Here is a 26,697-nt window from a genome sequence, read left to right as displayed (position 1 = left end):
GCGTGCAGGGGCCGGCCTTGCCGGCGAAGCGGCCGGCACTTTTCTTCAGGCATGAAAAAAGGGCCTACCTTTCGGTAAGCCCTTTTTAGTACTTGGTGGCTACACAGGGACTTGAACCCCGGACCCCAGCATTATGAATGCTATGCTCTAACCAACTGAGCTATGTAGCCAAGTGGCGCGCATTATTCGCTCGAAACGATGTTGTGTCAACACCCAATTTCAAAAAATTTAACGCCCGATCAACCGCTTAGCCAAAAACCCCTCAGAACCTGTAGGTGAAGTTGGTCATCACGTTGCGTGGTGCGCCGTAGGTGCCGTACAGGCCGGCCATGCTGTAGTACTCGCGGTCGAACAGGTTGTTCAGGTTCACCGAGGCTTCCAGGTGCTCGTTGATGTCGTAGCGCGCCATCAGGTTGGCGATGGCATAGCTGCCCTGGGTGAAGGTGTGCAGGTCGTTGCCCACCTTGCTCTGCCAGTTCACGCCACCGCCCACGGTCACCTTGTCCAGCACCCCGGGCAGGCGATAGCTGGTGAAGGTCTTGAGGCTGTGACGCGGCAGCACGGTGTTGATGCGCTCGTCCTGGTTGTCGGTGGTCAGGGTATAGGCATACCCCGCCGACGCCTGCCAACCCTCGGCCAGTTCGCCGTTGATCTCCATCTCGATGCCTTTGGAGGTGGTGTCCTGCTTGGCCTCGTACACGTTGTCGTGCTGCCAGATCGCCAGGTTGTCCTGTTCGAGCTTGAACACCGCCACGCTGGAGTTCAGCTTGCCGTCGAAGTGACTGCCCTTGATGCCCATCTCGTAGCCGATGCCCTGCATCGGGTCGATGGGCTTGAATTGCGCGTCCTGCACCCACGACCCCTGCGGGTTGAAGATCTTGGTGTAGCTGGCATACAGCGACCAGGTGTCATTCAGGTCGTACACCACCCCGGCATAGGGGATGAACACGCCGGTTTCCTTGCGGTCGGTGTTGCTGCTGGCCGCGCCATAGGGGCGGTCCTCGGTCTTGCGCTCCCAGTCGATCAGGCGGCTGCCCAGGATCAGGTTCAGGTCGTCGCTCAGGTGCAGGCGGGTGGTGAGGTAGGCGGCGTACTGGTTTTCTTCCTGTGACGACTTGCCGCTTTCGGTAAACGCCGGCTTGGGCTGCTTGCCGTCCCAGTCGAAGATGTTGTCGATCGACGCACCCGGGGTGGCGTTGTAGTCGTAGCGCCAGCCGCCCCACTCGGGCACGCTCTGGCTGAACTGCGACAGGGTCACGCCGCCGATCAGTTCGTGCTCGCGCTCGAACAGGCTGAACGGGCCGGTCACGTACAGGTCCAGGTTGTCCTGGCGCGGGGTGCCCGAGAAGCGTACCGGCAGCTGGCTCATGCCGCTGCCGTCCGGGTTCAGATCGCCCATGACGAAGCCGAACAGCTCGTCGAACTTGTTTTCCGAGTGGCTGTACTCGAGCTTGCCGCTCCAGCCGTTGCCCAGTTGCTGCTCCACCGAGGCGAAGTAGCTGGTCTGTTCGTGGTCGTTGTACGACCAGGTGGGTGCGCTGTTGATCGAGCGGCTGAGGTTGCTGCGCTCACCGTTGCTGAACCGGGTGGGCAGGCCGCTGCGCAGCGGGGAGTCGACGTCGGTGCGCAGGTAGCTCAAGCCCAGGGTCAGCAGGGTGTCTTCGCTCAGGTCGAATTCGGTGATGCCGTACAGCAGCTGGGTGTCCTGCTTGTAGCGGTCGACCCAGGCCTTTTCGGTCTTGTAGTCGGCCACCAGGCGGCCGCGCACGTTGCCGCTTTCGGTCAGCGGGCCGGACACGTCGAAGCCGCTGCCGTAGCGGTCCCAGGTGCCGGCCGAGCCGGTGATGCTGGCCTGGCCCTCGTAGGTGGGGCGCTTGCGGATCAGGTTGATGGTCGCCGACGGGCTGCCCATGCCGCTGATCAGGCCGCTGGCGCCGCGCACGATCTCCACCCGGTCGTACATCGCCATGCTCTGGGTGTAGTTGTCCATGCGCGTGGTGGTAGGCACGCCGTCCACTTCGTAGTTCTGGATCACGAAGCCGCGCGAATAGTAGCTGTCGCTCTCGGCGCCCAGGCCGTCACGGGTGACGATGATGCCCGGGGTGGCTTCCAGGGTGTCGGTCAGGGTGCTCAGGCGCTGGTCGTCCAGGCGCTGGCGGGTCATCACGGTCAGCGCCTGCGGGGTTTCCCTGGGCGTGAGGTTCAGGCGCGTCGAACTGCTGGAGGAGTAGGTGGTGTACAGCCCGGTGCCTTCGGTGGTCGAGCCTGGCGCCTTGCCCGAAATGCTCACGGCATCCAGTTGCAGGCCGCTGCCCAGATCCACCGGCAGCTCGATCAGGAAGCTGTTGGGGTTGGGCTGGCTCAGCCGTGCGCTGCTGCCGGTGAGGGTGCGCAGCGCCTGTTCGGCGGTGTACTGGCCCTGCACCTCGGGGGACACGATGCCCGCTACCTGGTTGGCGTCATAGATCACCTGGTAGCCGCTTTGCGCGCTGAACAGCTCGATGGCATCGACCAGCGACTGCGTCGAGATATGGAAATCGATGCGTTGCGTCTGGGCCTGAGTGGCCTCGGCGGCCTGCACGGCGGCGCCTGGCAGCAACGCCAGCAAGCTGGCGGCCAGGATCGCGCTGGCCAAGGGTCGACGGGTGAACGCGACGTCACGTGGGTACTGCATGGTTCCTCCCCCAAGAAGGTGCAAATGGTAATGCTTCTTATGTTGGGGGTGTGACGCAGCAGAAACGGGAATTACCGCGCCGTCGGCAAAATATTTTCAGCGCACGATCAGCCAGTGCCCCAACACGGCATCGGCACGCAGTTTCTGGCTGCTGAGCAGGGCATCGAGGGCGCTGTCGGCCTGGTCCAGGTTGAAGCTGCCGCTGACCCGTCGCTGGCCGGCGGCCTCGTTGAGCAGCACCAGGCGGGTGCCCTTGTAGGTGGCCAGCTGTTCGAGCACCTGCTGCAACGGCACATCGCGCACCCGCAGCTGACCGTCGCGCCAGGCCAGCAGGCGTTCGGCATCCACCGTCTGCGGCGCATCGAGCCGTTCGCCGTGCAGGGTCAGGCGCTGGCCGGGGCTCAGGCGCTGGTGCTGGCTGGCGGTGCTGACCTCGACGCTGCCGCTGAGCAGCACTACGTCATCGTGCTCGCCACGGCTGACCGAAAAGCGCGTGCCCAGCACCTGCACCCGGGCCTGGTCGACCTCCACCACGAAGGGCCTGCCGTCGTGCACCACGTCGGCGAACACCCGGCCCTGGCGCAGGCGCACGGTGCGGGTGTCGCCGTCGAGGTCGATGTCCACCGCGCTGGCGCTGTCCAGGCGCAGGCGCGAACCGTCGGCCAGTTGCACCTCGCGGCGCTCGCCGGCGGCGGTGGCGTAGTCGCTGCCCAGGGTGTGCAGCGAGGGCACCAGCAACCAGCTCAGGCCGGCGCCCAGCAGCAGGCTGGCGGCGGCCGCATACAGCGGCCAACGGCTTTTCTTGGCGCGGTGCCGGTCGGCCTTGCGCACCCGGTGGGCGGGCAGCTCCAGGGTCTGCCAGAGCCGTTCGACGGCGGCCAGCGCGGCGGCGTTCTGTGCGTCGTGCACCCAGGCGTCGAAGGCGTCGCGTTCAGTGGGCGTGAGGTCATCGGCACGGCGCCGGGTAAACCAGTGCAAGGCCTGCTGTTCGCGTTCAGCGCTGGGGGAGTGATCGGGCGTCATTCGGCTTCGTTCGGCTGGCGCGCGTGCAGGGCGGCGGCCGCGCAGTGGCTCAGGGCTTTGTTCAGGTGGCGCTCCACGGCGCGGGGCTCCAGGCCCAGGCGTGCGGCGATGTCCTTGTAGCTCATTTGCTCGACCCGGGCCAGCAGAAACACCTCGCGGGTGGGCGAGGGCAGGCCGTCGATCAGGCGCTCCAGATGGTCGAGGGTATTGCCGGCCACGGCGCTGCGCTCGGGGCTGGTGTCGGTGAGCAACTGGTCGAGGGCCTGCTCGTCGCTGACCCCGCGCACCTGGTTGCGGCGCGCGTGGTCGATGCTCAGGTTGCTGGCGATGCGGTAGAGGAAGGCGCGCAGGTTGCCGACCTCGCTGCGCTCGCTGTGCATCAGGCGCACGAAGGCGTCCTGCAAGAGGTCGCGCGCGGTCTCCCGGCAGCGCACCCGACGGGTGAGAAAGGCCAGCAGCTCGTTGCGGTGACGCTGGTAGAGCAGCGTCAGGCTTCGGTCTTCCTGATTGTCGGGCATGGTCTTACCGGGGTGGATGTTGCCTGGGCGGGCGCCTTCGCCGGCAAGGCCGGCTCCTACAGAGCGGTGTGGTGCCCGTAGGAGCCGGCCTTGCCGGCGAAAGGTCGCGCCGCAGACTAGCGTTACTGAGAATTATTAACAAGTAGCCCACTCACTGAAAAGAATAGTGCGCTTGCTAACGAATTCTGGATAATTGGATCCCGATCACCCGATGGACGTTTTCCCATGGCCTTGAGCACCGCCCCGTCAAGTACGCCCGCCAGCACCGCCGCGCCCAGCCAGAGCAGCCCGCTGGTGATGCGAATCATCGCTGCCTGTGCGCTGGCGCACCTGATCAACGACCTCATCCAGGCGGTGCTGCCGTCGATCTACCCGCTGCTCAAGGCCAACTACGGGCTGAGCTTCACCCAGGTGGGGCTGATTACCCTGACCTTCCAGATCACCGCCTCGCTGCTGCAACCGGCCGTCGGTTTCTATACCGACCGCAAGCCGATGCCCAACCTGCTGCCCCTGGGCACCCTGTGCACCCTGGTGGGCATCGTGATGCTGGCGTATGTCGGCAGTTTCCCGATGATTCTGCTGGCTGCGGCACTGGTGGGCATCGGCTCCTCGACCTTCCACCCGGAAACCTCGCGCATCGCGCGCCTGGCCTCGGGCGGGCGCTTCGGCCTGGCGCAGTCGACCTTCCAGGTCGGCGGCAATGCCGGCTCGGCGTTCGGGCCGCTGCTGGCCGCCGCCATCATCATCCCGTTCGGCCAGGGCAACGTGGTGTGGTTCGGCCTGTTCGCGCTGTTTGCAGTGATCGTCACCTACGGCCTGAGCCGCTGGTACCGCGGCCACCTGGCGCTGTTCAAGGCCAAGGCCGGCCAGGCCGCCACCCACGGCCTGAGCCGCAACCGGGTGATCGGCGCGCTGGTGGTGCTGGGCCTGCTGGTGTTCTCCAAGTACTTCTACATGGCCAGCCTGACCAGCTACTTCACCTTCTACCTGATCGAGAAGTTCGACCTGTCGGTGGCCAGTTCGCAGCTGTACCTGTTCCTGTTCCTGGGGGCGGTGGCTGCCGGGACCTTCTTCGGCGGGCCGATCGGCGATCGCATCGGCCGCAAGGCGGTGATCTGGTTCTCGATTCTGGGCGTGGCGCCGTTCACCCTGGCGCTGCCGTATGCCGACCTGTTCTGGACCAGCGTGCTCAGCGTGATCATCGGCTTCATCCTGGCTTCGGCGTTCTCGGCCATCGTGGTGTACGCGCAGGAGCTGGTGCCGGGCAACGTGGGCATGATCGCGGGGATCTTCTTCGGCCTGATGTTCGGCTTTGGCGGTATCGGCGCGGCGCTGCTGGGCTACCTGGCAGACATTCACGGCATCGAGTACGTGTACACGTTGTGTTCGTACCTGCCGCTGTTCGGGCTGCTGGCGATTCTGCTGCCGTCCACGCGCAAGCGCTGACAGCGCGCCGGCCAGGCATCGATGCGATTGACGCCTGGCCGGGGTTTCACCTAGAGTGCCGGCCTTCCTTTTCCTGTAGTCGACCCATGAAACGTTTCTCCCGTCCTTGCGCAGCAAAGCCGCCGGTAGTCCAGGCCCTGCTGTGCGACTGGCCGTGCGATACGGTGCTCAAGCGTCGGCGCAGCGTCCTGTTCGCCTTCACCTTTTCTCCTCCGCGCGCCTGAACTGACCGTCGCTTTCAGAACACAGTCATGTTGATGCCTGCGCGCATGTGCGCGTCGGCGGGTTTCGGAGTTGTAGATGAACACGCGTTTGCTGGCGGGCCTTCTGTTCGCCGTTTCGATCGTAGGGTTGAGCCTGGGCGCCACCCTGCCACTGGTTTCCCTGCGCCTGCTCGATGCCGGGGCCAGCACCCTGCACATCGGCATCCTGTCGGCCGCGCCCGCTGCCGGCATGATGCTCTCGGCGTTCCTGGTGGACGCCTGCTGCCGCCACCTCACCCGGCGCACCATCTACCTGCTCAGCTTCGGCCTGTGCGCCCTGAGCGTGGGGCTGATCGAGTGGGCGTTCGACTCCACCTGGCTGCTCGGCCTGCTGCGCCTGGGCATGGGCGTGGGCATGGGGATCGCGATCATCCTGGGCGAATCCTGGGTCAACGAACTGAGCGAAGAGCACAACCGCGGCAAGGTCATGGCGCTGTATGCCACCGCCTTCACCGGTTGCCAGATGCTCGGCCCGACCATGCTTGCGCTGTTCGGCACCCATAGCCCTTGGGTGATCATCGTGGTCAGCGGCTGCTATGCCCTGGCCCTGGCGAGCATCGTGTGGACAGTGCCCAACGACTATGTGGAGCACGGTGACGACGGCGAGAAGAGCTTTACGCTGGGCGGCTTCTTTCGTGTGGCGCCGGCCCTGTGCATGGGCGTGCTGTTCTTCTCGTTCTTCGATGCGGTGATTCTCTCGCTGCTGCCGGTGTACGCCACCAACCACGCCTATGCGGTGGGCGTGGCAGCGCTGATGGTCACGGTGATCCTGACCGGCGACATGCTGTTCCAGTTGCCGCTGGGCTGGCTGGCCGACCGCTGCGAGCGCACCACGGTACACCTGGTGTGCGGCGTGGTGGCGATGCTGATCGGCCTGGCGCTGCCGTGGCTGATCCAGGTGCAGTGGCTGCTGTGGCCGGCGCTGGTGCTGCTGGGGGCGGTGGCGGGCGGGGTGTATACCCTGGCGCTGGTGCTGATCGGCCAGCAGTTCAAGGGCCAGGACCTGGTCACGGCCAATGCCAGCGTCGGCCTGTTGTGGGGTGTGGGCAGCCTGGTGGGGCCGCTGGTCAGTGGCGCGGCCATGGACGTCGCCCCCCATGGCCTGCCGATGGCACTGGCGGCGATGGCCGCGCTGTTCGTGTGCTTTGCCCGCAGCTCGCGGCGCAAGGCCTATGCGGCCCGCACCGCGCAGTAGCGGCCGGCCTCAGAAGCTTGCGCGCAGGGTCAGCGAGACGTTGCGCGGGTCGCCGTAGTAGTACCCCGTGGCCGTGGCGCCTACCTTCTTGTAGTAGTGCTTGTCGAACAGGTTGTTGGCGTTGAGCTGCAGCGAATAGTGCTGGTTGAAGCGGTAGCCCAGCAGCGCGCTGTACACCGCATAGCCGCTTTGCGAGGCCACGGCATTGCCGTTGCGCGAGTAGATGTCGCTTTGCGCACTGACCCCGCCACCCACGGTCCAGGCGTCGTATGCCCCCGGCAGGCGGTAGCTGGTGAACAGCTTCAACTGGCGCTTGGGGTCGGTGGGGCGCAGCACGTTGCCGGTGTTGCTGAGGGTGTCCTTGAGGTACTCGGTGGTGGTGTAGGTGTAGCCGCCCGAGACCTGCCAGCCGGGCAGCACTTCGCCGGTCACTTCCAGTTCGAACCCTTCGCTGCGGTTCTTGCCGGCGGCCACCTTGCAGTGGCCGCTGGTGTAGTTGGGCAGGCACGGGTCGGGGCTGCCCAGGTCATCCAGGGCGTTGCCCACCTGGTAGATGCGGAACACCGCCAGCGAGGTGTTGAGCCTGCCATCGTAGAACTCGCCCTTTATGCCCAGCTCGTAGGCTTCGCCAGTGACCGGGTCGAGCACCGCGTTGGACGCATCGGTGGCGCTTTGCGGGTTGAAGATCTCGGTGTAGCTGCCGTACAGGCTCAGGTTGTTGTTCAGGTCGTAGATCAGCGCCGCATACGGCACGATCTCGCGGTCGACGCTGTACTTGCCTGAGGTCTTGAGGTTGTTTTCCTGCTCGTAGTCATACCAGTTGATGCGCGCGCCGATCACCGCGGTCAACGGGTCGGCCAGCGAGATGCGCCAGGTGGCGTGCGCCGCCTGCTGGGTGGTGCGGGTCATCACCGGCTTTGCGCTGATGTTGATCGACGGCTCGGGCAGGCTGGTCTTGGGGTCCCATTCGCGAATGTCGAACACCCCGGAGGCCGTGAAGTTGGTGGCCGAGGCAGTGGAGTCGTTGCGGATGCGCTCCACGCCCACCATCAGTTCGTGCTCGCGGCCCAGCAGCTGGAAGGGGCCGTTGAGGGTGGCGCTGAGGTTGGTCTGCTCGCTTTCGCCGCCGTCGCCCTCGGTCACCTGGTAGTTCATCAGGTAGGGGTTGGTGGTGCTGGCGCGGGTGAAGTAGGTCTGCTTGAAGCCGTGGTCGTCGAGGCGAAACTGCGTGCGGGTGCCCGATACCTTGAGCGTCCAGTCGTTGTCGAACACATGCTCGAGTTCGGCGAAGGTCTGCAGGTTGCTGCGGTTCCAGCGGTTCCAGTCGGCGCCCAGGTAGGTGCTGCGCGAGAGCTTCAGCGGCGAGCCATCGAAGTTGGCCGGCAGGCCGCCCCACGAGCCGGTGGCCTCCAGCTCGGTGTATTCGATGCCACCGGTGAGTGTGGTGCGTTCGCCCAGGTCGGCGGCCAGCACGCCGTAGAACACGTTCTTGCGCTCCATGCGGCTGTCCTGGAACGAGTCCTTGTCATCGTGCACGGCGATCATGCGGCCGCGGATCGCGCCGTTGTCGGTCAGCGCGCCTGACAGGTCGGCCACATAGCGCTGCGCATCCCAGGAGCCGGCGGTGACGCTGGCCGAGGCCTGGAAGTCCCGGGTAGGGCGCTTGCGCACCAGGTTGACGGTGCCCGAGGGGTTGCCCGCGCCACGCAGCATGCCGGTGGCGCCTCGCAGGATCTCGGCGCGGTCGATGATCGCCGAGTCACTCTGGATGAACGAGCCGCCGCCACTGCCTTGCACCACGGTGGCGCCGTCATACTGGATGGCGTCGATCTGGTAGCCGCGCGAGTAGTAGGTGACGCGCTCGCTGTCGACGTAGTCGACCACCACACCCGGGGTCTGCTCCATCAGGGTGGTGAGGTTGGTGATGTTCTGGTCGTCCAGGCGCTGGCGGGTCAGCACTGACACCGATTGCGGCGTGTGGCGCAGGGTCTGGGGCATCTTGCCGATGGTCACCGCACCGGTGGTGTACGAGCCGCTGTGCTCGGTGGTTTCGCCCAGGCGGTCGCTGGAGATGCTGGTGGCACCCAGCTCCAGGGCGTCGCCGATGTCCACCGCCGGCAGCAGCAGGAAGCTGTTGGCCGACTTCTGCTGCACCTGCACGCCGCTGCCCTGCAACAGCAGCGCCAGGGCCTGGGCGTTGTCGTGGCTGCCGGACACGCCGGCGGTGGTCTTGCCCTGCAGGCTGGCGGCGTCATACGACAGGTTCAGCCCACCCTGGCGGGCCATCTGCTCAAGCGCTGCGTCCAGGGGCCCTGCGGGAATGTTCCAGCGTTGCACCTGCTGGGTGGCCGCAGGTGCGGCAGCGCCCAGCAACGGCGCAGCGGCGGCGCTCAGGGCCAGGCCGAGCAAGGCGCCACGCACGGCGCGCTGAAGGGGATCGGGGCGGGCAACACTGGGGTGGATCATTCGGGGCTCCTGAGAAGAGACAGACGTTTCGTCTTTATCCCTACAGGCCGAAGCTGAATGAGAAACCACCTCATTTATTTTTCAAACAGATTCAAGCCGGGCTGACACTGACCCAGTAGCGGGTGCGGTAGTCGATGCGAATCGGCAGTGCCTCGGCCACCAGCGCCAGGATCTGGTCGGTGTCGGCCAGCTGATAGGTGCCGAACACCTTCAACCCGGCCACCGCCTCGGCGCAGCGCAGCACGCCGGGGCGGTAGCGCGACAGCTCGGCGATGAACTCGCCCAGGGGCATCCGCTGCACGCTGAGCACGCCTTCGCGCCAGCCCCACGGGTCGGCGTGAGTCACGGCCGGGCCGACCTGGCCGCTGGCGCTGAACAGCAGTTGCTCGCCGGGGCGGGCGATGCGCGGCGCGGTGCCGTTGCCGGGGTACAGCGTCACACTGCCCTGGCGCACCGCCAGCAGGGTGCCGTCGGTACGTTCGCGTACCAGCAATTGCGAGCCTTGCGTTTGCAGTACACCGTCACGGGTGGTCACGCGCAGGGGGCGTGGGTCGTTGCCGGTATCGATGGACACCTCGCCCTGGATCAGGCTCAGCGCACGCAGGTCGGCCGCGAAGCGCAGGTCGATGGCGCTGGCGGTGTTGAGCTGGATCACGCTGCCGTCGTTGTTGTGGAAGGTGCGCCGCTCACCGGTGGCGGTGTGCTTGTCGGCCAGCAGGGTGGGCAGCCCGAGCGGCTCGCGACCGACCCAGCCCAGGGTGCCGGCGGCGCCGAGCAGGCCCAGCAGCTTGAGGCTGTCGCGCCGGCTGATGCTGCGTCGCTGCGTGCCCTCCAGGGTGCGCCGACTGAGCTCGCGGGGCAGGCTGCTGAACTCCTCGCTCATGGCCTGGACCTGGGCCCAGGCCAGGGCGTTGTGCGGGTGCTGGTCGAGCCAGCGACCAAAGGCCTGTTCGGCCTGTACGGTGGGCGTGTTGTAGCGCAGTTGCACCAGCCATTCGATGGCCTGCTCGACGTGGGCCTGGCCCGGTGCTGGCTCAGCCCCGGGCATGGCGCAACCGATAGCAGACGCCCATGGCCTTGGCCAGGTCGCGCTCCACCGTGGCGCGGGACACACCCAGCTGTTCGGCGATTTTCGGGCAGCTCATGTCGTCCAGTTGCGCGTGCAGAAACACCTGGCGCACCCGTGGCTTGAGCTGCATCAGCAGGCGGTCGAGGCGTTGCAGGGTATCGAGGATCATCCAGCGCTGTTCTTCGCTGGGCGCGTGCGCGGCGGGCAGGTGGGCCAGGCTTTCGAGGTAGGCCTGTTCCAGCGCGCGGCGGCGGAACTGGTCGATCATCAGGCCGCGGGCGATGCTGCTCAGGTAGGCACGCGGCTGCTTGAGCGGGTGCGCGTGGCGAGCCTTGAGCAGGCGCACGAAGGTATCCTGGGCCAGGTCGGCGGCGTGGGCGTGACAGCCAACGCGGCGCTGCAGCCAGGTGTTGAGCCAGGAGTGGTGGGTACGGTAGAGCAGGTCGACCTCGGACGGAGGGAGCGTGTCGCTGGTGGGCATCGTCGGTCGGGGCCTGCGCGCAAGAAGTGATTGTGAATCGTTCGCATTCTATGCGGGGAGCAGGGCGCGATGCAATTGGTGGGCGTGCGGGCCTCTTTGCCAGCCGTTCTTCAGCCAGCCACCCGCAATCCCGAGCTCGCCCGCACCTGCAACTGCGGCGCCAGAATGATCGACTCCACCGCTTCACCCTTGATGCGCTTGAGCAGCAACTCCACTGCATGCCGACCCATCTCGGCCAGCGGCAGGCGCACGCTGGTCAGCGGCACGATCAGTTCGTTGGCCAATGGTGTGTCGTTGAAGCCCACCACGGCGATGTCCTTGCCCGGCTCCAGGCCCTTGTCCCGCGCGGCGCCCATCAGGCCGATGGCCAGAAAGTCGTTCACTGCGAAAAACGCCTGGGGGCGCGGGTTCAACCCCAGCAGGTACTCGCCCTGCTTGTGCCCGGTGAGGCTGTCGAACGGGCCATTGAGCGTCCATTCCGGGCGCAGGGTAATGCCCTGTTCGCGGTAGTACCGGGTAAAGCCTCGCGTGCGGTCGGCACCGGTGGAGGCGTGCCGCTCGCCCGCCAGGATCGCCACGTCGCGACAGCCCAGGCGGTACAGGTGCTCGGCCGCCAGCCAGCCGCCCAACTCGTCATCGCTGCCCGCCGTGAGGTGCCCGGCAATCTGCCGGCTGACCAGCACGTAGGGGATGTGCTTGCGCCCCAGCAGCTCCAGCAGTGGCTGCTGCTCGCCCACGTGCGAGTCGCCCACGATCAACCCCGCCACCGAGCGGCGCAGGGCATGCTCGGCCCGCGCCAGCTGGCGGGGTTGCTGATCGTCGGTATTGGACACGAAGGTCAGGTAGCCAGCCTGTTCGGCGGCGGCGTCGATGCTGTCGTAGATGGTCGCCATCACCAGGTCGGTAAGGCGCGGCATGAGCACGCAGATCTCCTGGCTTTTGCGCAACTTCAGGTTGGATGCCTGCGTGTTCGGCCGATAATCCAGCTCTTTCGCCAACGCGCGAATACGCGCCACCACCTCGGCCGATGCCGCGCGCTCGACCCCGGCAGGGTCGCCATTGAGCACCCGCGACACGGTGGAAACGTGCACCCCGAGGGCGGTTGCCATGGACTTCAAGGTGGCAGGGCGTGATGGAGTGGGCATGTTCGAGGGGCTTCCAACCGTGGCTGATTTCGGGGCGCGATTCTAACCCAATCGACGGCTTGTCTCGGCAAACAACCTTTACCCAAACGATTGACTAAATGTTTTTGTGTGAATACATTCGCTCAACCCAAACGTTTGGGCAACACAATAAAAATACGCCGGACGCGGCCGCATTTTTGACTTCTGCCATCACTTGAAGAGTCAGATCCCTATGAACAACCCACCCGTTCCGCGCTTTCGCTACCAGATTTTCTTCCTGATCATGCTGATGGCGCTGCTCAACTACATCGATCGTGGTGCCATTTCGTATGCCTCGGCCAGCATTCTCCCCGAGTACGGTTTCGACAAGGCCGACTGGGGCAACGTGCTGGGCTATTTCGGTTACGGCTACATCGTCGGTGCGTTGATCGGCGGCATCCTGGCCGACCGTTTCGGCGCCAAGCGCGTATGGCTGATCGCCGGCGGCACCTGGTCGATCTTCGAGATCGCCACCGCCTTTGCCGGCGACATGGGCCTGGCCTTCATGGGCGGTTCGGCCATGGCCGGCTTTGCCACCATCCGCGTGCTGTTCGGCTTTGCCGAAGGCCCGGCGTACTCGGTGATCAACAAGAGCGTGGCCAACTGGGCCACGCCCAAGGAACGCGGCTTCGTGGTCTCGGTGGGCCTGCTCAGCACACCGCTGGGCGCCTTGCTCACCGCCCCGGTGGCGGTCGGCCTGCAGACCCTGACCGGCGACTGGCGCAGCATGTTCGTGGTACTGGGCGTGGTCAGCCTGGCGCTGCTGATCTTCTTCATGACCCGCTTCACCAACACCCCGGATGAAAACCCGCGGGTGTCCGAGGCCGAGCGCGAGTTCCTGCGCCAGGAGCGTGCCGCTGCCGCCAACGCCAGCACCCCGACCACCAGCGTTGCGCCGATCTGGCACTTCTTCAAGAACAAGGACCTGCTGCTCAATGCGGTGGGCTACTTCTCGTTCGTGTACGTCACCTTCCTGCTGCTGACCTGGACCCCCAAGTACCTGCAGGACGAGTTCCACTACAACCTGTCGTCGCTGTGGTACATGGGCATGATCCCGTGGACCGGCGCCTGCTTCACCGTGCTGCTGGGCGGCAAGATCTCCGACCTGCTGCTGCGTCGCACCGGCAACCTGAAGGTGGCGCGCAGCTGGCTGGCTGCAACCTGCCTGCTGCTGACCACGCTGTGCTTCATGCTGGTGTCGCAGGCCCAGACCGTATGGGGCGTGATCGCCCTGATGACCCTGGCCAACGCCCTCAACGCGCTGCCCAACTCGGTCTACTGGGCCGTGGTGATCGACACCGCGCCATCCAACCGCGTCGGTGCCTACAGCGGCATGACCCACTTCATCGCCAACACCGCCTCGTTCATCGCGCCGATGCTCACCGGCTACCTGACCGTGCGCTATGGCTACTCGTCGATGTTCGTGGCCGCCGCCGTGGCCACGGCCCTGGGCATGAGCGCGATGCTGATGGTGCGCCCCGGCAGCCGGCAGGTTGTCCCTTCCCCTACACCTGCAACGGTTTGATGGAGTTGCCTGTATGAACCTGGCCAAGCCAACCCACACTGGATACTTTTTTGGCCTGTCGGTCGGCGACCTGGCGCGGCGCCTGCGCGCCGGCAGCCTGACGAGTGTCGAGCTGACCCAGGCCGCGCTCGACAGCATCGAGCGCCTGAACCCGGCACTGAATGCCTTTGTCGCCGTGGATGCCGAAGTGTCGCTGGCGCAGGCGCGCAAGGCCGACGAACTGTTTGCCCAGGGCCTGGACCTGGGCCCGCTGCACGGCATACCGGTAGCGATCAAGGACAACATCGACACCTTCGACCACGTGACCACCTATGGTTCGGCGCACTTCGAAGGCTTTCGCCCCACGCAGGACGCCCTGTGCGTGCAGCGCCTGCGCGAGGGCGGCGCGGTAATCGTGGGCAAGACCCTGACCCACGAGTTCGCCTATGGCCCCACCGGCGACCGCTCGCTGCAGGGCGCGGCGCGCAACCCGTGGGATGCGCGCTGCATCACCGGCGGTTCGAGCGCCGGCAGTGCAGCGGCGGTGGCCAGCGGCATGGTGCCGCTGGCGCTGGGTACCGACACCGGCGGCTCGATCCGCATTCCCGCGGCGTTGTGCGGCGCGGTCGGCTTCAAGCCGTCGTTCGCTGCCGTGCCGCTGGACGGGGTGTTCCCGCTGTCGTCGAGCCTCGACCACGTGGGCCCGATTGCCAACCATGTGGACGATGCCCGGGTAGTGTTCGAAGTGATCGCCGCGCGTACCTGCGCGCCGGCCACGCTGCGTCGCCCGCTGCGTGTAGGCTGGATCGAGCCGGGCACTTTCGGGCCATTGGACGCCGACGTTCAGGGGCAGGTGTACCAGGCTGCGCAGCAGCTGTTTGGCGATGCACTGGAGCAGACCGGCGAGCTGGAGCCGTTGGTGGCGCAGCTCAAGGACACCTTGCTCACCCTGCAGCGCGCCGAGGCCTACGACGTGCATGCCGAGCGCATGCAGACGGCGCCGCAGCTGTTCGAGCAGGAGGTGCGCGAACGCCTTGAGCTGTCACGCGAGGTCAGGGGCTGGCAGTACATTCGCGCGCAGGCCGGCCAGGCTCGGCTCAAGGCGGCGATGGCGCGGCTGTTCGAGCGTTATGACTTCCTGGTCTCGGCCAGCGTGCCGATCACCGCGACGCCGGTGGATGCACGCGAGGTACAGGTGGGTGAGCAATGTATCGACGTGCGTGCTGCAGTGCTCAGTTACACCAGTGCCTGGAACCTCACCGGCCTGCCGGCCATCAGCCTGCCGGCAGGGCAGGTGCGGGGCATGCCGGTGGGGCTGCAGGTGATCGGTGCGGCGGGTGCCGACGATCAGCTGCTGCAGTTGCTGGCGCAGCGCTACGTTCGCACTTGATGCAGCCTCAGAACGTCCACTTGGCATTCACCATGGCATTGCGCGGTTCGCCGTAGGAGCCTGAGTTGAAGGTGCCCAGGCCGTCGTAGTAATGGGTGTCGAACAGGTTGTTGAGGTTCAGGCCGACCGTGAGGTGTTCATCCACCGCATAGTTGGCCAGCAACCCGACCACCCCGTAGTCACCCTGGTGTGCCTTGGTGCCGTAGGTGCCGTTGACCGCGTAGATGTCGCTCTGCCAGACCAGGTTGCCGCCCACGGTCAGGCGGTTCAGCTGCCCCGGCAGGCGGTAGGTGGTGCCGAGCTTGAACAGGTTCATCGGCTGGTTGGTTTCGACCCGATTGCCGTCCTTGTCGTGGGATTCACGGTAGGTATAGCCGCCGATGATGTTCCAGCCCGGCAGCACTTCGCCGGACACTTCGGTTTCGATGCCGCGCGTGGTGGTACCGGCAATGGCCCGGTAGATTTCGCGCCCTTGGGGCGACTCGCCAACGTACTGCGGGGTGTTCTTCTGCTGCACTTCGAACAGTGCCAGGCTCGCATTCAGCGCACCGTCGTAGAACTCGCCCTTGATGCCCAGTTCGTAGTTGTCGCCTTGCAGCGGCTCCAGCGAGGTGTTGCTGGCAGTCTTGTAGTAGGTCTGCGGCTGGAAGATGTTGGTGTAGCTGGCGTACACCGAGAAGGTGTCGTTCAGGTCCAGCACCACACCGGCATACGGGGTGACCACGCCGGATTTTCTGGTACGGTCGCGGCTGGTGCTGGCGCCGGTCAGTTCGTCGCTGCTGTCGTCTTTCTGATCCCACCAACTGACCCGGGTGCCGAGGATGATCGACAGCGGGTCATAAGGTTTGAGGCGCAGGGCCGTGTAGGTGCCCGACTGGCTCAGGCGGGTCAGGCTTTCTTCGGTCTTGGACAGGTGCGGCTTGCCGCCCGGGTTGCCATCCCACTGGTTGATATCGTCGACCGCCGGGTTGGCACGTTGATAGGTCGGGTAGTTGAGGTGGGTGTAGGCGATGTTGGCACCCACCACCAGTTCATGCTCGCGCCCACCCAGCTCGAACGGGCCGCTGGCGTACAGGTCGGCGTTGTCCTGGGTCTGGTAGCTGTCCAGGCGGTTGATGTACATCGACACGCCGGCGCCGGTCTGCGGGTCGGGCGCCCCGGCACTGGCCGAACCGGTCACGCCGCGGCGGTAGGCGTACTGGTGGCTGTAGGACGCCTTGAGGCTCCAGTCGTTGGCGAGTTTCTGCTCCAGCACGCTGGTGAAGTTGTACTGGGTGTTGTCCAGGTAGCTCCAGCGGGCTCCGGGGTTGAACGAGCGGGAAAAGTTCGTCGCGCTGCCATTGTTGTTGAACAGCGGAATGTGCCCGAAGCTGACCCCGTCGGAGTTGTTGTTCTGGTAGTCCAGGCTCACGCGCAGCAGGGTGCTTTCGCTCAGGTCGAAATCCAGTGCGCCGTAGATCACGCGCTTGTCGGTCTTGTACCAGTCGACGAACGAGTTGGCGGTTTCATAGGCGCTGACCAGGCGGCCGCGCACCGCACCCGAGTCGGTCAGCGGGCCGGCGACGTCGAATTCGCCCCGGTAGCGGTCCCAGGCCCCGGCTTCTCCCGAGACGTAGCCCTGGAAGTCGGCCGTGGGCCGCTTGCGCACCAGGTTCAGGGTGGCCGAGGGCGAGCCCGCACCGCTGAGCAGGCCGGTGGCACCGCGCACCACTTCGACACGGTCGTAGATCGCCATGTCCGACAGGGTGCTGGTGAATTGCTGCGACTCGTTGGCCACCTGGGTCGGGATGCCGTCGTACTGTATGTTCTGGATCTGGAAACCGCGCGAGTAGAAGGTATAGCGGTCGCTGTCGCGGTGGTTGCTCGACAGGCCGGGGGTGAACTTGACCACATCGTCGAGCGAGGCAAGCTTGTGGTCGTCCAGTACCTGGCGCGGGATCACGGTGACCGACTGCGGGGTTTGGCGCAATGACAGGCCGAGCTTGGTTGCGGTGCGGGTCTGGCCGGTGGTGTAGGCGCCGGTGTTCTCGGTGGTCTCGCCCAGGCCTGCGCCGTTGATGCTGGTGGCGCCCAGTTCCACGGCGTTGCCGGTGGGGGCGGTGATCAGCTGGTAGCGGTTTTCGCCAGTGCGCACCACGCTCAGGCCCGTGCCGGCAAGCATGCCTTGCAGGGCCTGCTCAGGGGTACTTGCACCGGTCACGGGCCGGCTCTGTTTGCCGGCGGTCAGGGCGGCGTCGCTGGCCAGGTAGATACCGGCCTGGCTTGCCAGCTGGTTCAACTGGCTGGCCAGGGGGCCGGCGGGGATGTCCAGTGGCGCGGCGGTGGCGGCGCCGCTGGCGAGTGCAATGAGCAGGGCCAGGGGGCGTTTCAACAGGGCAGGGGCAGAGGCGAGTGGCATGCAGAATCCTTCGGGCGCGCAGGGGTGAAAGGGTGTTCTCCTCTAATTCGAATGAGCCGCAAAAACCGGAAGCACCTGACGCTTTTTATTTTTCGGCAGGCTCCAGGGTCACCCACCAGTCGAAGCGTCGCGACACTCGCACCGGCAAGGCGCTTTCGAGCATGGCAAGCACCTGGTCGGTATCGTTGAGCGGGTAGGTGCCCATGACCCTTAACGATGCGATCAGCGGGTTCACCGCCAGGTGCCCGCGTCGATGGTCGGCCAGCTCTGCAATGAAATCCCCCAGTGGCATGTCCTGCGCCACCAGCAGGCCTTGGCTCCAGGCCTGGCGTTGGGCGCAGGCCGGCGTGGTGGCGGCCATGGTGCTGGCATCGAAGCCCAGGCCCTGCCCCGCATTGGCGACCCGCTGTATTGCGCTGGCGGCACAGGTGGCGCGTACCGCGCCGTCGTACACGTTGAGCAGGGTGCGGGCGCCCTGCTGGCGCACACTGAAGCGCGTACCCAGGGGCACCAGGCTGCCGGCCCGGGTCTGCACCTGGAAGGGCCGCGCCTCAGCGGCGGTCTCGATCAGCACTTCACCGCTGTACAGGGTCAGCAGCCGGCGCTGCCCGTCCAGTTGTACATCCAGGGCGGTGGCGCTGTTGAGCCACAGGAGGGTGCCGTCGGCCAGCACCTGGCGACGTACCTCGCCCACTGCGGTGGTGGTGCCGGCAGTGAGCGCTTGCAGGTCGTCCACCCAGTGGCGTTGCCAGCCCAGCCAGCCCAGCGTTGCCCCACCGCTGAGCACGCACAGGCTGCTTAGCACCTGGCGGCGGGAGCGTTGCGTACGCCGCAGGCTGGCGAGCGTCTGATGCGCCGCCCCGGCTTGCGGTTGCAGGCTGTCGAAGCGCTGGCTGATGCGCTCCACGTAGGTCCAGGCGATACGATGCTGTTCCTGTTGTTCCAGCCACTGTTGCCACTGGCCCCGCAAGGCCGCATCGGCTGGCGCGGCGCGCAGGCGTGCGAACCAGTCGGCGGCCTGCTCCAGGGTGGCAGAGTCCAGGGCCGCGCTCACAGCAAGGCCCCGTCCAGCTCCACTTCCAGCAGCAGGCACTGGAGCATGGCCTGGGCCATGTACTTGGTGACCGTGCGTTCGCTTACACCCAGCTGCGTGGCGATCTGGCGATAGTTCAGGCCCTGCAGTTGCGCCAGGCAAAAGGCTTCGGCCACAGGTGCCGGCAAGCGTTCGAGCATGGCCTGCAATTGGCCCAGGGTCTCCAGGATCAACGCCTGGTGCTCTTCGGAGGGGGCGATGCGTTGCGGCTGGTTGGCCAGCGTCTGCTGCCATGCACGCTCGACCTGCTTGCGGCGCTGGAAATCCACATACAGGTGTTTGGACACCGTACTCAGGTAGGCCCGCGCATGCCCGTCGCTACTGAACTCGCGCGGTTGCGCGAGCAGGCGCAGGAATACGTCGTGGGCCAGCTCTGCGGCATCGTGCACGTTGCCCAGACGCCGCGCCAGCCACTGCTGGATCCAGCCGTGATTGTCGCTGTAGAGGCTGGCCACGTTGGTACGGTAGCCGCAAGGAGGGGAGGTCATCGTGTGGCGCCCGTACCGAATGAGAATAGTTATCAAGTATATTCAGCCGGCGGGCATTGAGCAATCAGCGCAAGCAAGGGGCTGGCTTGCGCTGATGGGGGTCAGATACGTGCGAGTGCCTGGGCCAGGTCTGCGCGCAGGTCATCGAGGTCTTCCACGCCTACCGACAGGCGCACCAGGGCGTCGCCAATGCCCAGTTGCGCGCGCGTCTGCTCGGGGATGGTGGCATGGGTCATGATCGCCGGGTGCTCGATCAGGCTTTCCACACCGCCCAGGCTTTCGGCCAGGGCAAAGATCTGTACCTGCTCCAGGAAGCGTCGGGCACCGGCCAGGTCGGTAGCCAGGTCGAGCGAGATCATCCCGCCAAAACCGTGCATCTGCTGGCGCGCCAGGGCGTGCTGCGGGTGCGAGGGCAAGCCGGGGTAGTACACACGCGCCACCTGCGGTTGCTGTTCGAGCCACTGCGCCAGTGCCAGGGCATTGCTGCAGTGGCGCTCCATGCGCAGGGCCAGGGTCTTGACCCCGCGCAAGGTGAGGAAGGCATCGAACGGGCCGGCGATGGCGCCCACCGCGTTCTGTATGAAGCCCAGGCGCTCGGCCAGCTCGGCGTTGTCACCCACCACGGCAATGCCGCCGATCACGTCCGAATGCCCGTTGAGGTACTTGGTGCTCGAGTGCACCACGATGTCGAAACCCAGTTCCAGCGGGCGCTGGATCCATGGGCTGGCAAAGGTGTTGTCGGCCACGCAGAGGATGCCGCGTGCGCGGCAGAGGCGTGCGATGGCCGCCAGGTCGCTCAGGCGCAGCAGCGGGTTGCTCGGGGTTTCGATGCACACCATGCGCGTGTCGTCCTGCAACGCTGCCTCGAACGCGGCAAGGTCGGACAGGTCGACGAAGCTGAAGCGGTGCCCGGCGCTGCGCCGACGCACCCGTTCGAACAGGCGGAAGGTGCCGCCGTACAGGTCATTGCCCGAAACGATGTGGGAGCCGGCATCCAGCAGTTCGAGCACCGCCGAGATCGCCGCCAGCCCGGAGGCGAAGGCGAAGCCCTGGGTGCCGCCCTCCAGATCGGCCACGCAGCGTTCCAGTGCCCAGCGCGTGGGGTTGTGCGAGCGCCCGTAGTCCAGGCCCTTGTGCACGCCGGGGCTCTGCTGGATGTAGGTGGAGTTGGCATAGATCGGCGGCATCAGCGCGCCGGTGGACGGGTCGGGCGATTGCCCTGCATGGATCACGCGGGTGGCGAAGGCGGTCTTGTCGTGCTGGGTCATGGGAGTGCTCTGCGCAAGTGGTTAAGCATATCGACACGGGTGATCAGGCCGTGAAAGCCCGTGGCGTCGGCAATGATCGCCACCAGGCCTCGGTCCAGTTCGGCCTGCAGCGCCGCCAGGCTGGCAGACGGCGGCAGGGTTTCCAGCTGGTCGGTCATGGCGCTGGCCACGCTCAGGGAGAAGTGCGACGGGTCTTCATGCATGCCCAGCAGGATGTCGGATTCATCGATCACGCCCACCAGGCGCTGGCCGTCGACCAGCACCGGCAATTGCGACACGTCGGCCAGGCGCATGCGCTGGAAGGCAGTGAGCAGGGTGTCGTCGGGGCGCACGCTGATCACCCGGCCATCCTCGAAGCGCCGCGCGATGAGGTCGCGCAGGTCGCCGTAGCGGGTGCGCTGCAGCAGGCCCTGGTCGGTCATCCACTGGTCGTTGTAGACCTTGGACAGGTAGCGCGTGCCGGTGTCGCACACAAAGCTGACCACGCGCTTGGGTTCGGTCTGCTCGCGGCAGTAGCGCAGCGCGGCGGCCAGCAGGGTGCCGGTGGAGGAGCCGCCCGGAATGCCTTCGGCGCGCAGCAGCTGACGCGCATGCTCGAAGCTTTCTTCGTCGCTGATCGAGTAGGCCTGGCGCACGCTGGAGAGGTCGGCGATCGAGGGCACGAAGTCCTCGCCGATGCCTTCCACTGCCCACGCCCCAGGCGTGATCAGGGTGCCGCTGCGGCTGTACTCGGCCATCACCGAGCCCACCGGGTCGGCCAGCACCATGGCCAGGCCCGGCTGCACGCGCTTGAAGAAACGGGTCAGCCCGGTAAGGGTGCCGGCCGAGCCCACGCCGACCACGATGGCGTCCACATCGTGCTGGGTCTGCGCCCAGATTTCCGGGGCGGTGCTGGTCTCGTGGGCCAGCGGGTTGGCGGGGTTGTTGAACTGGTCGGCGAAGAACGCATCGGGGATGTCCGCCGCCAGCCGTGCGGCCACGTCCTGGTAATAGTCGGGGTGGCCCTTGCCGACGTCGGAGCGGGTGATGTGCACCTCGGCGCCCATGGCCTTGAGGTGCAGCACCTTCTCGGTGGACATCTTGTCGGGCACCACCAGCACCACCCGGTAGCCCTTGGCCCGCCCGACCAGCGCCAGGCCCAGGCCGGTGTTGCCGGCGGTGGCCTCGACGATGGTGCCGCCGGGGCGCAGGCGCCCGTCGCGCTCGGCGGCATCGATCATGGCCAGGCCGATGCGGTCCTTGATCGAGCCGCCGGGGTTCTGTGATTCGAGTTTGAGGAACAGTGTGCAGGGGCCGGTATCGAAGCGGCTCACCTGCACCATCGGGGTGTTGCCGATCAGGGCAAGTACGGCGGGGTTCGAGGCGTTGGGCATGACGTCATCTCGCTTCGGGGTCGTTTGACCTTAGGCGCAGATCAGGGGCCTCGCAACCCTGGCCGGCCAGCCGGTTGCGCCTCCAGGCGCAGCGCTGTCGATGTCTTTACATGAGCAGAACTTGATTTGATCTGAAATTAAATGAGTTTGTCTCATTCTGCGGCCCTGCCGACAATGGCTGCCATCACCCCCTAAGGAGAGCATTGTCATGGCATTGGCCCACTCACTCGGATTCCCCCGTATCGGTCGCGACCGCGAACTGAAAAAGGCGCAGGAAGCGTTCTGGAAAGGCGAGCTCGACGAGGCGGGCCTGCGTGCTGTGGGCAGCGAACTGCGCAAGGCCCACTGGGCCCTGCAGCGCCAGGCCGGCATCCAGTTGCTGCCGGTGGGCGATTTTGCCTGGTACGACCAGGTACTGACCCATTCGCTGATGTTCGGCGTGGTGCCCGAGCGCTTTCGCCCGCAGCACGGCAAGGCCACCCTGCAGACCCTGTTCGGCATGGCGCGTGGCGTCAGCGACAGCTGTTGTGGTGGTGCGCATGCCCAGGAGATGACCAAGTGGTTCGACACCAACTACCACTACCTGGTGCCTGAATTCAGCGCCGACCAGCAGTTCGGCCTGGGCTGGGAACAATTGTTCGAGGAAGTGGCCGAGGCCAGGGCCCTGGGCCACGACGTCAAGCCGGTGGTGATCGGCCCGCTGACCTACCTGTGGCTGGGCAAGACCAAGGGCGGCGACTTCGACAAGCTCGAGCTGCTCGAGCGCCTGCTGCCGCTGTACGGCGAGATTTTCCAGCGCCTGGCGGCACAGGGTGTGGAGTGGGTGCAGATCGACGAGCCGATCCTGGCGCTGGACCTGCCGCAGGCGTGGAAGAACGCCTTCGAGCGTGCCTACAACCTGATCCAGCGCGACCCGCTGAAAAAGCTGGTTGCCACCTACTTCGGTGGCCTGGAGGAGAACCTGGGGCTGGCGGCCAACCTGCCGGTCGACGGATTGCACATCGACCTGGTGCGCGCCCCCGAGCAGTACCCGACCATTCTCGACCGCCTGCCGGCCTACAAGGTGCTGTCGCTGGGTGTGGTCAACGGCCGCAACGTGTGGCGCTGCGACCTGGACAAGGCCCTGGCCGTGCTGCAGCACGCCCATGAACGCCTGGGCGAGCGCCTGTGGGTGGCGCCGTCGTGCTCGCTGCTGCACAGCCCGGTAGACCTGGGCCGTGAAGACGCCCTCGATGCCGAGCTCAAGAGCTGGCTGGCCTTTGCCGTGCAGAAGTGCGAGGAAGTCGCGATCCTGGCCCATGCCCTCGACCAGCCCGAGGCGGCCCCGGTGGTGCAGGCCCTGGCCCGCAGCCGTGCGGTGCAGGCCAGCCGCGCTGCCTCCACGCGCATCCACAAGCCGGCAGTGCAGGCCCGTGTGGCAGCCATCAGCGAGAAGGACAGCCAGCGCCACTCGCCCTTTGCCACGCGAATTGCCCGCCAGCGTGCCCGCCTGAACCTGCCGCTGTTGCCGACCACCACTATCGGTTCGTTCCCGCAGACCGGTTCCATTCGCCTGGCACGCCAGTCGTTCAAGCAGGGCAAGCTGAGCGAGGGCCAATACGTGGAGGCGATGCACAGCGAGATTCGCCACGCCGTGCAGGTGCAGGAGCGCCTGGGCCTGGACGTGCTGGTGCACGGTGAAGCCGAGCGCAACGACATGGTCGAGTACTTTGCCGAGCAGCTCGATGGGTACGTGTTCACCCGCTTCGGCTGGGTGCAGAGCTACGGTTCGCGCTGTGTGAAACCGGCGGTGATCTTCGGCGACCTGAGTCGACCGCATGCCATGACGGTGGAGTGGATCCGCTACGCACAGGGCCTGACCGACAAGGTGATGAAGGGCATGCTGACAGGGCCGGTGACCCTGCTGATGTGGTCGTTCCCGCGTGAAGATGTGTCGCGCGAGGTGCAGGCGCGGCAACTGGCGCTGGCCATCCGCGATGAAGTGGTGGACCTGGAGGCGGCCGGCATCAAGATCGTGCAGATCGACGAGGCGGCGTTTCGTGAGGGCCTGCCGCTGCGCCGGGCGCAGTGGCAGCAGTACCTGGACTGGGCTACCGAAGTGTTTCGCCTGTGCGCCTCGGGCGTGCGCGACGAAACCCAGATCCACACCCACATGTGCTACAGCGAGTTCAACGATGTGATCGAATCGATTGCCGCCATGGATGCCGACGTGATCACCCTCGAAACCTCGCGTTCGGACATGGAACTGCTGGGGGCATTCGAAGCCTTCCACTACCCGAACGAGATCGGCCCGGGGGTTTACGACATCCACTCGCCCCGGGTGCCGGAGGCTTCGGAAATGGCCGAGCTGCTGCGCAAGGCTGCCCGGCGCATTCCGGTCGAGCGCCTGTGGGTCAACCCGGACTGCGGCCTGAAGACCCGCGGCTGGCCGGAAACCGAGGCGGCGCTGGCGAACATGGTGAGTGCTGCCCGCTTGTTGCGCAACGAGCTGGGGTGATCGTTCGAGGCTTGTTCTCCGCCACCGCGACCTGTTGGCGAACGAACAAGCCTGGCAACGCCGATCCTGCAGGCCATGGCCTGCAGGATCGGCGTTGTATCAGCGTGTGCCCGCTACCGCACGGGCACGTGCCGCGTGCAGCTTCTTGTAGCTGTCGATCAGGCGCAGGTGACGGTCCAGACCTTCGAGCTTCATGCTGGTGGGGGTCAGGCCGTAGAAACGCACGCTGCCATCCACCGAGCCCAGTACGGCATCCATGCGCTCGTCCCCGAACATGCGCCGGAAGTTGACGGCGTAGTCTTCAAGCGCCATCTCGTCGTCCAGCACCACTTCCAGCACCACGTTCAACGCCTGGTAGAACAACCCGCGCTCGACGGTGTTGTCGTTGTACTGCAGGAAGGTCTCCACCAGCTCCTTGGCCTCCTCGAAACGCTCCAGCGCCAGGTGAATCAGCAGCTTGAGCTCCAGGATGGTCAACTGACCCCACACCGTGTTGTCGTCGAACTCGATGCCGATCAGTGTGGTGATGTCGGTGTAGTCGTCCAGTTCGCTGTCTTCGAGGCGCTCGACCAGCGCTTGCAGGGCGTCATCGTCCAGGCGGTGCAGGTTGAGGATGTCGGCACGGAACAGCAGCGCCTTGTTGGTGTTGTCCCACACCAGGTCGTCGACCGGGTAGATCTCCGAGTAGCCTGGTACCAGGATGCGGCAGGCGGTGGCACCCAGGTGCTCGTACACCGCCATGTACACTTCCTTGCCCATGCCTTCGAGGATGCCGAACAGGGTGGCAGCTTCTTCGGCGTTGGAGTTTTCACCCTGGCCGGAGAAGTCCCACTCGACGAACTCGAAGTCGGCCCTGGCACTGAAGAAGCGCCACGACACCACGCCGCTGGAGTCGATGAAGTGCTCGACGAAGTTGTTCGGCTCGGTCACCGCCTGGCTTTCGAAGGTCGGCTGCGGCAGGTCATTCAGACCCTCGAAGCTGCGCCCTTGCAGCAGCTCGGTGAGGCTGCGTTCCAGCGCCACTTCAAGGCTTGGGTGCGCGCCGAACGAGGCGAACACGCCGCCGGTGCGCGGGTTCATCAGGGTCACGCACATCACCGGGAACTCACCGCCCAGCGACGCATCCTTGACCAGCACCGGGAAGCCCTGGGCCTCCAGGCCCTGGATGCCGGCGAGGATGCCGGGGTACTTGGCGATGACGTCCTGCGGCACGTCGGGCAGGGCCAGCTCGCCTTCGAGGATCTCGCGCTTGACCGCGCGCTCGAAGATCTCCGACAGGCACTGCACCTGCGCCTCGGCCAGCGTGTTGCCGGCGCTCATGCCGTTGCTCAGGTACAGGTTTTCGATCAGGTTGGACGGGAAGTACACCACCTCGCCATCGGACTGGCGCACGAAGGGCAGGGCGCAGATGCCACGCTCGGTGTTGCCCGAGTTGGTGTCGTACAGGTGCGAGCCACGCAGTTCGCCGTCGGGGTTGTAGATGTCGCGGCAGTGGGCGTCGAGGATCTCGGCCGGCAGCGCGTCCTTGCGGCCCGGCTTGAACCAGCGCTCGTCGGGGTAGTGCACGAAGTCGGCGTTGGCGATGTCCTCGCCCCAGAACTGGTCGTTGTAGAAGAAGTTGCAGTTCAGGCGTTCGATGAACTCGCCCAGTGCCGAGGCCAGTGCGCCTTCCTTGGTGGCGCCCTTGCCGTTGGTGAAGCACATGGGTGAATGCGCATCGCGGATGTGCAGCGACCAGACGTTGGGCACGATGTTGCGCCACGAGGCGATCTCGATCTTCATCCCAAGCCTGGCGAGGATGCCCGACATGTTGGCGATGGTCTGTTCCAGCGGCAGGTCCTTGCCGGCGATCACGGTGCGCGTCTGCGCCTGGGCGTCCAGCATCAGCAGGGCCTGGGCGTCGGCATCGAGGTTGTCGACTTCCTCGATCACGAACTCGGGACCGGTCTGCACCACCTTCTTCACGGTGCAGCGGTCGATGGAACGCAGGATGCCCTGGCGGTCCTTGGCCGAGATGTCGGCCGGCAGCTCGACCTGGATCTTGAAGATCTGGTTGTAGCGGTTTTCCGGGTCGACGATGTTGTTCTGCGACAGGCGAATGTTGTCGGTGGGGATGTTGCGCGTTTCGCAGTACAGCTTGACGAAGTAGGCCGCGCACAGGGCCGAGGAGGCCAGGAAATAGTCGAACGGGCCGGGTGCCGAACCATCGCCCTTGTAGCGGATGGGTTGGTCGGCCACCACCGTGAAGTCATCGAACTTGGCTTCAAGTCGAAGGTTGTCGAGAAAATTGACCTTGATTTCCATGCGGGAATACCGTGCTGAAAGTGCGAAACGAATTGGCCGCCATTATCCGGCTTTTTGCCCGGAAGTCTTGGCATGTCACCCGAA

Annotated in this window: 18 protein-coding genes and 1 tRNA gene; 5 read left to right on the top strand and 14 right to left on the bottom strand. The window is 65.8% G+C overall.

The genetic code is table 11. The features are described from left to right. Positions 1–93 precede the first annotated feature (93 nt). The 4 genes from FW760_RS23755 to FW760_RS23740 form a co-directional block, all read right to left on the bottom strand. A tRNA-Met gene (locus FW760_RS23755) sits at positions 94–170 on the bottom strand. A 92-nt stretch (positions 171–262) separates the two neighbouring features. After that, positions 263–2,674 carry a TonB-dependent siderophore receptor gene (locus tag FW760_RS23750; protein WP_229589128.1) on the bottom strand — a complete coding sequence of 804 codons (2,412 nt, stop codon included), beginning with the start codon at positions 2,672–2,674 and terminating at the stop codon, positions 263–265. A gap of 96 nt (positions 2,675–2,770) precedes the next feature. Beyond that, positions 2,771–3,697: a FecR family protein gene (locus FW760_RS23745; RefSeq protein ID WP_446444034.1), complete on the bottom strand. Its 927-nt coding sequence runs from the start codon at positions 3,695–3,697 to the stop codon at positions 2,771–2,773. Further along, positions 3,694–4,215 carry an RNA polymerase sigma factor gene (locus FW760_RS23740; protein WP_054916253.1) on the bottom strand — a complete coding sequence of 174 codons (522 nt, stop codon included), beginning with the start codon at positions 4,213–4,215 and terminating at the stop codon, positions 3,694–3,696. The genes FW760_RS23745 and FW760_RS23740 overlap by 4 nt, the downstream gene beginning before the upstream one ends. A gap of 225 nt (positions 4,216–4,440) precedes the next feature. Here FW760_RS23740 and FW760_RS23735 point away from each other — a divergent pair, with 225 nt between their 5' ends. Together FW760_RS23735 and FW760_RS23730 are read left to right on the top strand one after the other, a co-directional pair. Further along, positions 4,441–5,661 (top strand): MFS transporter, encoded by a 1,221-nt coding sequence (locus FW760_RS23735; RefSeq protein ID WP_088515261.1) that lies wholly within the window; start codon positions 4,441–4,443, stop codon positions 5,659–5,661. Between the two features lie 300 nt (positions 5,662–5,961). Continuing rightward, positions 5,962–7,119, top strand: a complete 1,158-nt coding sequence (locus FW760_RS23730) for an MFS transporter (RefSeq protein WP_043864312.1) — start codon at positions 5,962–5,964, stop codon at positions 7,117–7,119. Between the two features lie 9 nt (positions 7,120–7,128). On the opposite strand, the gene FW760_RS23725 is transcribed toward FW760_RS23730, so the two are convergent. The 4 genes from FW760_RS23725 to FW760_RS23710 all read right to left on the bottom strand — a co-directional run bounded on the left by FW760_RS23725 (position 7,129) and on the right by FW760_RS23710 (position 12,244). Beyond that, positions 7,129–9,585: a TonB-dependent siderophore receptor gene (locus FW760_RS23725; RefSeq protein WP_116052783.1), complete on the bottom strand. Its 2,457-nt coding sequence runs from the start codon at positions 9,583–9,585 to the stop codon at positions 7,129–7,131. A gap of 91 nt (positions 9,586–9,676) precedes the next feature. Then, the gene (locus FW760_RS23720; RefSeq protein WP_116052786.1) at positions 9,677–10,633 is read right to left on the bottom strand and encodes a FecR domain-containing protein; all 957 of its coding nucleotides are present in this window, start codon (positions 10,631–10,633) and stop codon (positions 9,677–9,679) included. Next, entirely contained in the window at positions 10,620–11,135 is a 516-nt protein-coding gene (locus tag FW760_RS23715) for a sigma-70 family RNA polymerase sigma factor (RefSeq protein WP_043864315.1), read from the bottom strand. The genes FW760_RS23720 and FW760_RS23715 overlap by 14 nt, the downstream gene beginning before the upstream one ends. Positions 11,136–11,245: 110 nt before the next feature. After that, a complete protein-coding gene (locus FW760_RS23710; protein ID WP_229589130.1) occupies positions 11,246–12,244 on the bottom strand; it encodes a LacI family DNA-binding transcriptional regulator in 999 nt (332 codons plus the stop codon). Positions 12,245–12,491: 247 nt separating this feature from the next. Here FW760_RS23710 and FW760_RS23705 point away from each other — a divergent pair, with 247 nt between their 5' ends. Together FW760_RS23705 and FW760_RS23700 are read left to right on the top strand one after the other, a co-directional pair. Continuing rightward, positions 12,492–13,823: an MFS transporter gene (locus FW760_RS23705; RefSeq protein WP_043864317.1), complete on the top strand. Its 1,332-nt coding sequence runs from the start codon at positions 12,492–12,494 to the stop codon at positions 13,821–13,823. Between the two features lie 13 nt (positions 13,824–13,836). After that, positions 13,837–15,192, top strand: coding sequence for an amidase (locus tag FW760_RS23700; RefSeq protein ID WP_058540628.1), 1,356 nt, complete (start codon positions 13,837–13,839; stop codon positions 15,190–15,192). Positions 15,193–15,199: 7 nt separating this feature from the next. Here FW760_RS23700 and FW760_RS23695 read toward each other — a convergent pair whose 3' ends face one another. From FW760_RS23695 to FW760_RS23675, 5 genes are all read right to left on the bottom strand, one after another. Beyond that, complete coding sequence (locus tag FW760_RS23695) at positions 15,200–17,590, bottom strand: TonB-dependent siderophore receptor (RefSeq protein WP_116052789.1); 2,391 nt, start codon at positions 17,588–17,590, stop codon at positions 15,200–15,202. A gap of 85 nt (positions 17,591–17,675) precedes the next feature. Beyond that, positions 17,676–18,644, bottom strand: a complete 969-nt coding sequence (locus FW760_RS23690; protein ID WP_238596461.1) for a FecR domain-containing protein — start codon at positions 18,642–18,644, stop codon at positions 17,676–17,678. After that, complete coding sequence (locus tag FW760_RS23685; RefSeq protein ID WP_043864320.1) at positions 18,641–19,171, bottom strand: sigma-70 family RNA polymerase sigma factor; 531 nt, start codon at positions 19,169–19,171, stop codon at positions 18,641–18,643. Before FW760_RS23685 ends, FW760_RS23690 begins: the two co-directional genes overlap by 4 nt. Positions 19,172–19,272: 101 nt before the next feature. Continuing rightward, positions 19,273–20,439 carry a trans-sulfuration enzyme family protein gene (locus tag FW760_RS23680; protein ID WP_116052791.1) on the bottom strand — a complete coding sequence of 389 codons (1,167 nt, stop codon included), beginning with the start codon at positions 20,437–20,439 and terminating at the stop codon, positions 19,273–19,275. Continuing rightward, positions 20,436–21,812, bottom strand: coding sequence for a pyridoxal-phosphate dependent enzyme (locus tag FW760_RS23675; protein ID WP_078481512.1), 1,377 nt, complete (start codon positions 21,810–21,812; stop codon positions 20,436–20,438). Before FW760_RS23675 ends, FW760_RS23680 begins: the two co-directional genes overlap by 4 nt. A gap of 208 nt (positions 21,813–22,020) precedes the next feature. On the opposite strand from FW760_RS23675, the gene metE reads away from it, so the two are divergent. Further along, a complete protein-coding gene (gene metE, locus FW760_RS23670; protein WP_116052794.1) occupies positions 22,021–24,309 on the top strand; it encodes a 5-methyltetrahydropteroyltriglutamate--homocysteine S-methyltransferase in 2,289 nt (762 codons plus the stop codon). 99 nt (positions 24,310–24,408) lie between these two features. Here the strand turns inward: metE and FW760_RS23665 are convergent, their stop codons facing one another. Then, positions 24,409–26,613 carry an OsmC domain/YcaO domain-containing protein gene (locus FW760_RS23665; protein WP_116052796.1) on the bottom strand — a complete coding sequence of 735 codons (2,205 nt, stop codon included), beginning with the start codon at positions 26,611–26,613 and terminating at the stop codon, positions 24,409–24,411. Between the last annotated feature and the right edge of the window lie 84 nt (positions 26,614–26,697).

This window comes from Pseudomonas sp. 1176_21, assembly GCF_052850635.1.
The sequence above is the reverse complement of the archived record's forward strand: the minus strand, read 5'-3'. Positions and strand labels throughout refer to the sequence as shown.

Bases quoted from the DNA above. Each gene is read 5' to 3' on its own strand.
- FW760_RS23715 (WP_043864315.1), bottom strand. From the start codon at position 11,135: ATGCCCACCAGCGACACGCTCCCTCCGTCCGAGGTCGACCTGCTCTAC.
- FW760_RS23740 (WP_054916253.1), bottom strand. From the start codon at position 4,215: ATGCCCGACAATCAGGAAGACCGAAGCCTGACGCTGCTCTACCAGCGT.
- FW760_RS23725 (WP_116052783.1), bottom strand. From the start codon at position 9,585: ATGATCCACCCCAGTGTTGCCCGCCCCGATCCCCTTCAGCGCGCCGTG.
- FW760_RS23705 (WP_043864317.1), top strand. From the start codon at position 12,492: ATGAACAACCCACCCGTTCCGCGCTTTCGCTACCAGATTTTCTTCCTG.
- metE (WP_116052794.1), top strand. From the start codon at position 22,021: ATGGCATTGGCCCACTCACTCGGATTCCCCCGTATCGGTCGCGACCGC.
- FW760_RS23680 (WP_116052791.1), bottom strand. From the start codon at position 20,439: ATGACCCAGCACGACAAGACCGCCTTCGCCACCCGCGTGATCCATGCA.
- FW760_RS23720 (WP_116052786.1), bottom strand. From the start codon at position 10,633: ATGCCCGGGGCTGAGCCAGCACCGGGCCAGGCCCACGTCGAGCAGGCC.
- FW760_RS23735 (WP_088515261.1), top strand. From the start codon at position 4,441: ATGGCCTTGAGCACCGCCCCGTCAAGTACGCCCGCCAGCACCGCCGCG.
- FW760_RS23750 (WP_229589128.1), bottom strand. From the start codon at position 2,674: ATGCAGTACCCACGTGACGTCGCGTTCACCCGTCGACCCTTGGCCAGC.
- FW760_RS23730 (WP_043864312.1), top strand. From the start codon at position 5,962: ATGAACACGCGTTTGCTGGCGGGCCTTCTGTTCGCCGTTTCGATCGTA.
- FW760_RS23665 (WP_116052796.1), bottom strand. From the start codon at position 26,613: ATGGAAATCAAGGTCAATTTTCTCGACAACCTTCGACTTGAAGCCAAG.
- FW760_RS23685 (WP_043864320.1), bottom strand. From the start codon at position 19,171: ATGACCTCCCCTCCTTGCGGCTACCGTACCAACGTGGCCAGCCTCTAC.
- FW760_RS23700 (WP_058540628.1), top strand. From the start codon at position 13,837: ATGAACCTGGCCAAGCCAACCCACACTGGATACTTTTTTGGCCTGTCG.
- FW760_RS23745 (WP_446444034.1), bottom strand. From the start codon at position 3,697: ATGACGCCCGATCACTCCCCCAGCGCTGAACGCGAACAGCAGGCCTTG.
- FW760_RS23675 (WP_078481512.1), bottom strand. From the start codon at position 21,812: ATGCCCAACGCCTCGAACCCCGCCGTACTTGCCCTGATCGGCAACACC.
- FW760_RS23710 (WP_229589130.1), bottom strand. From the start codon at position 12,244: ATGGCAACCGCCCTCGGGGTGCACGTTTCCACCGTGTCGCGGGTGCTC.
- FW760_RS23695 (WP_116052789.1), bottom strand. From the start codon at position 17,590: ATGCCACTCGCCTCTGCCCCTGCCCTGTTGAAACGCCCCCTGGCCCTG.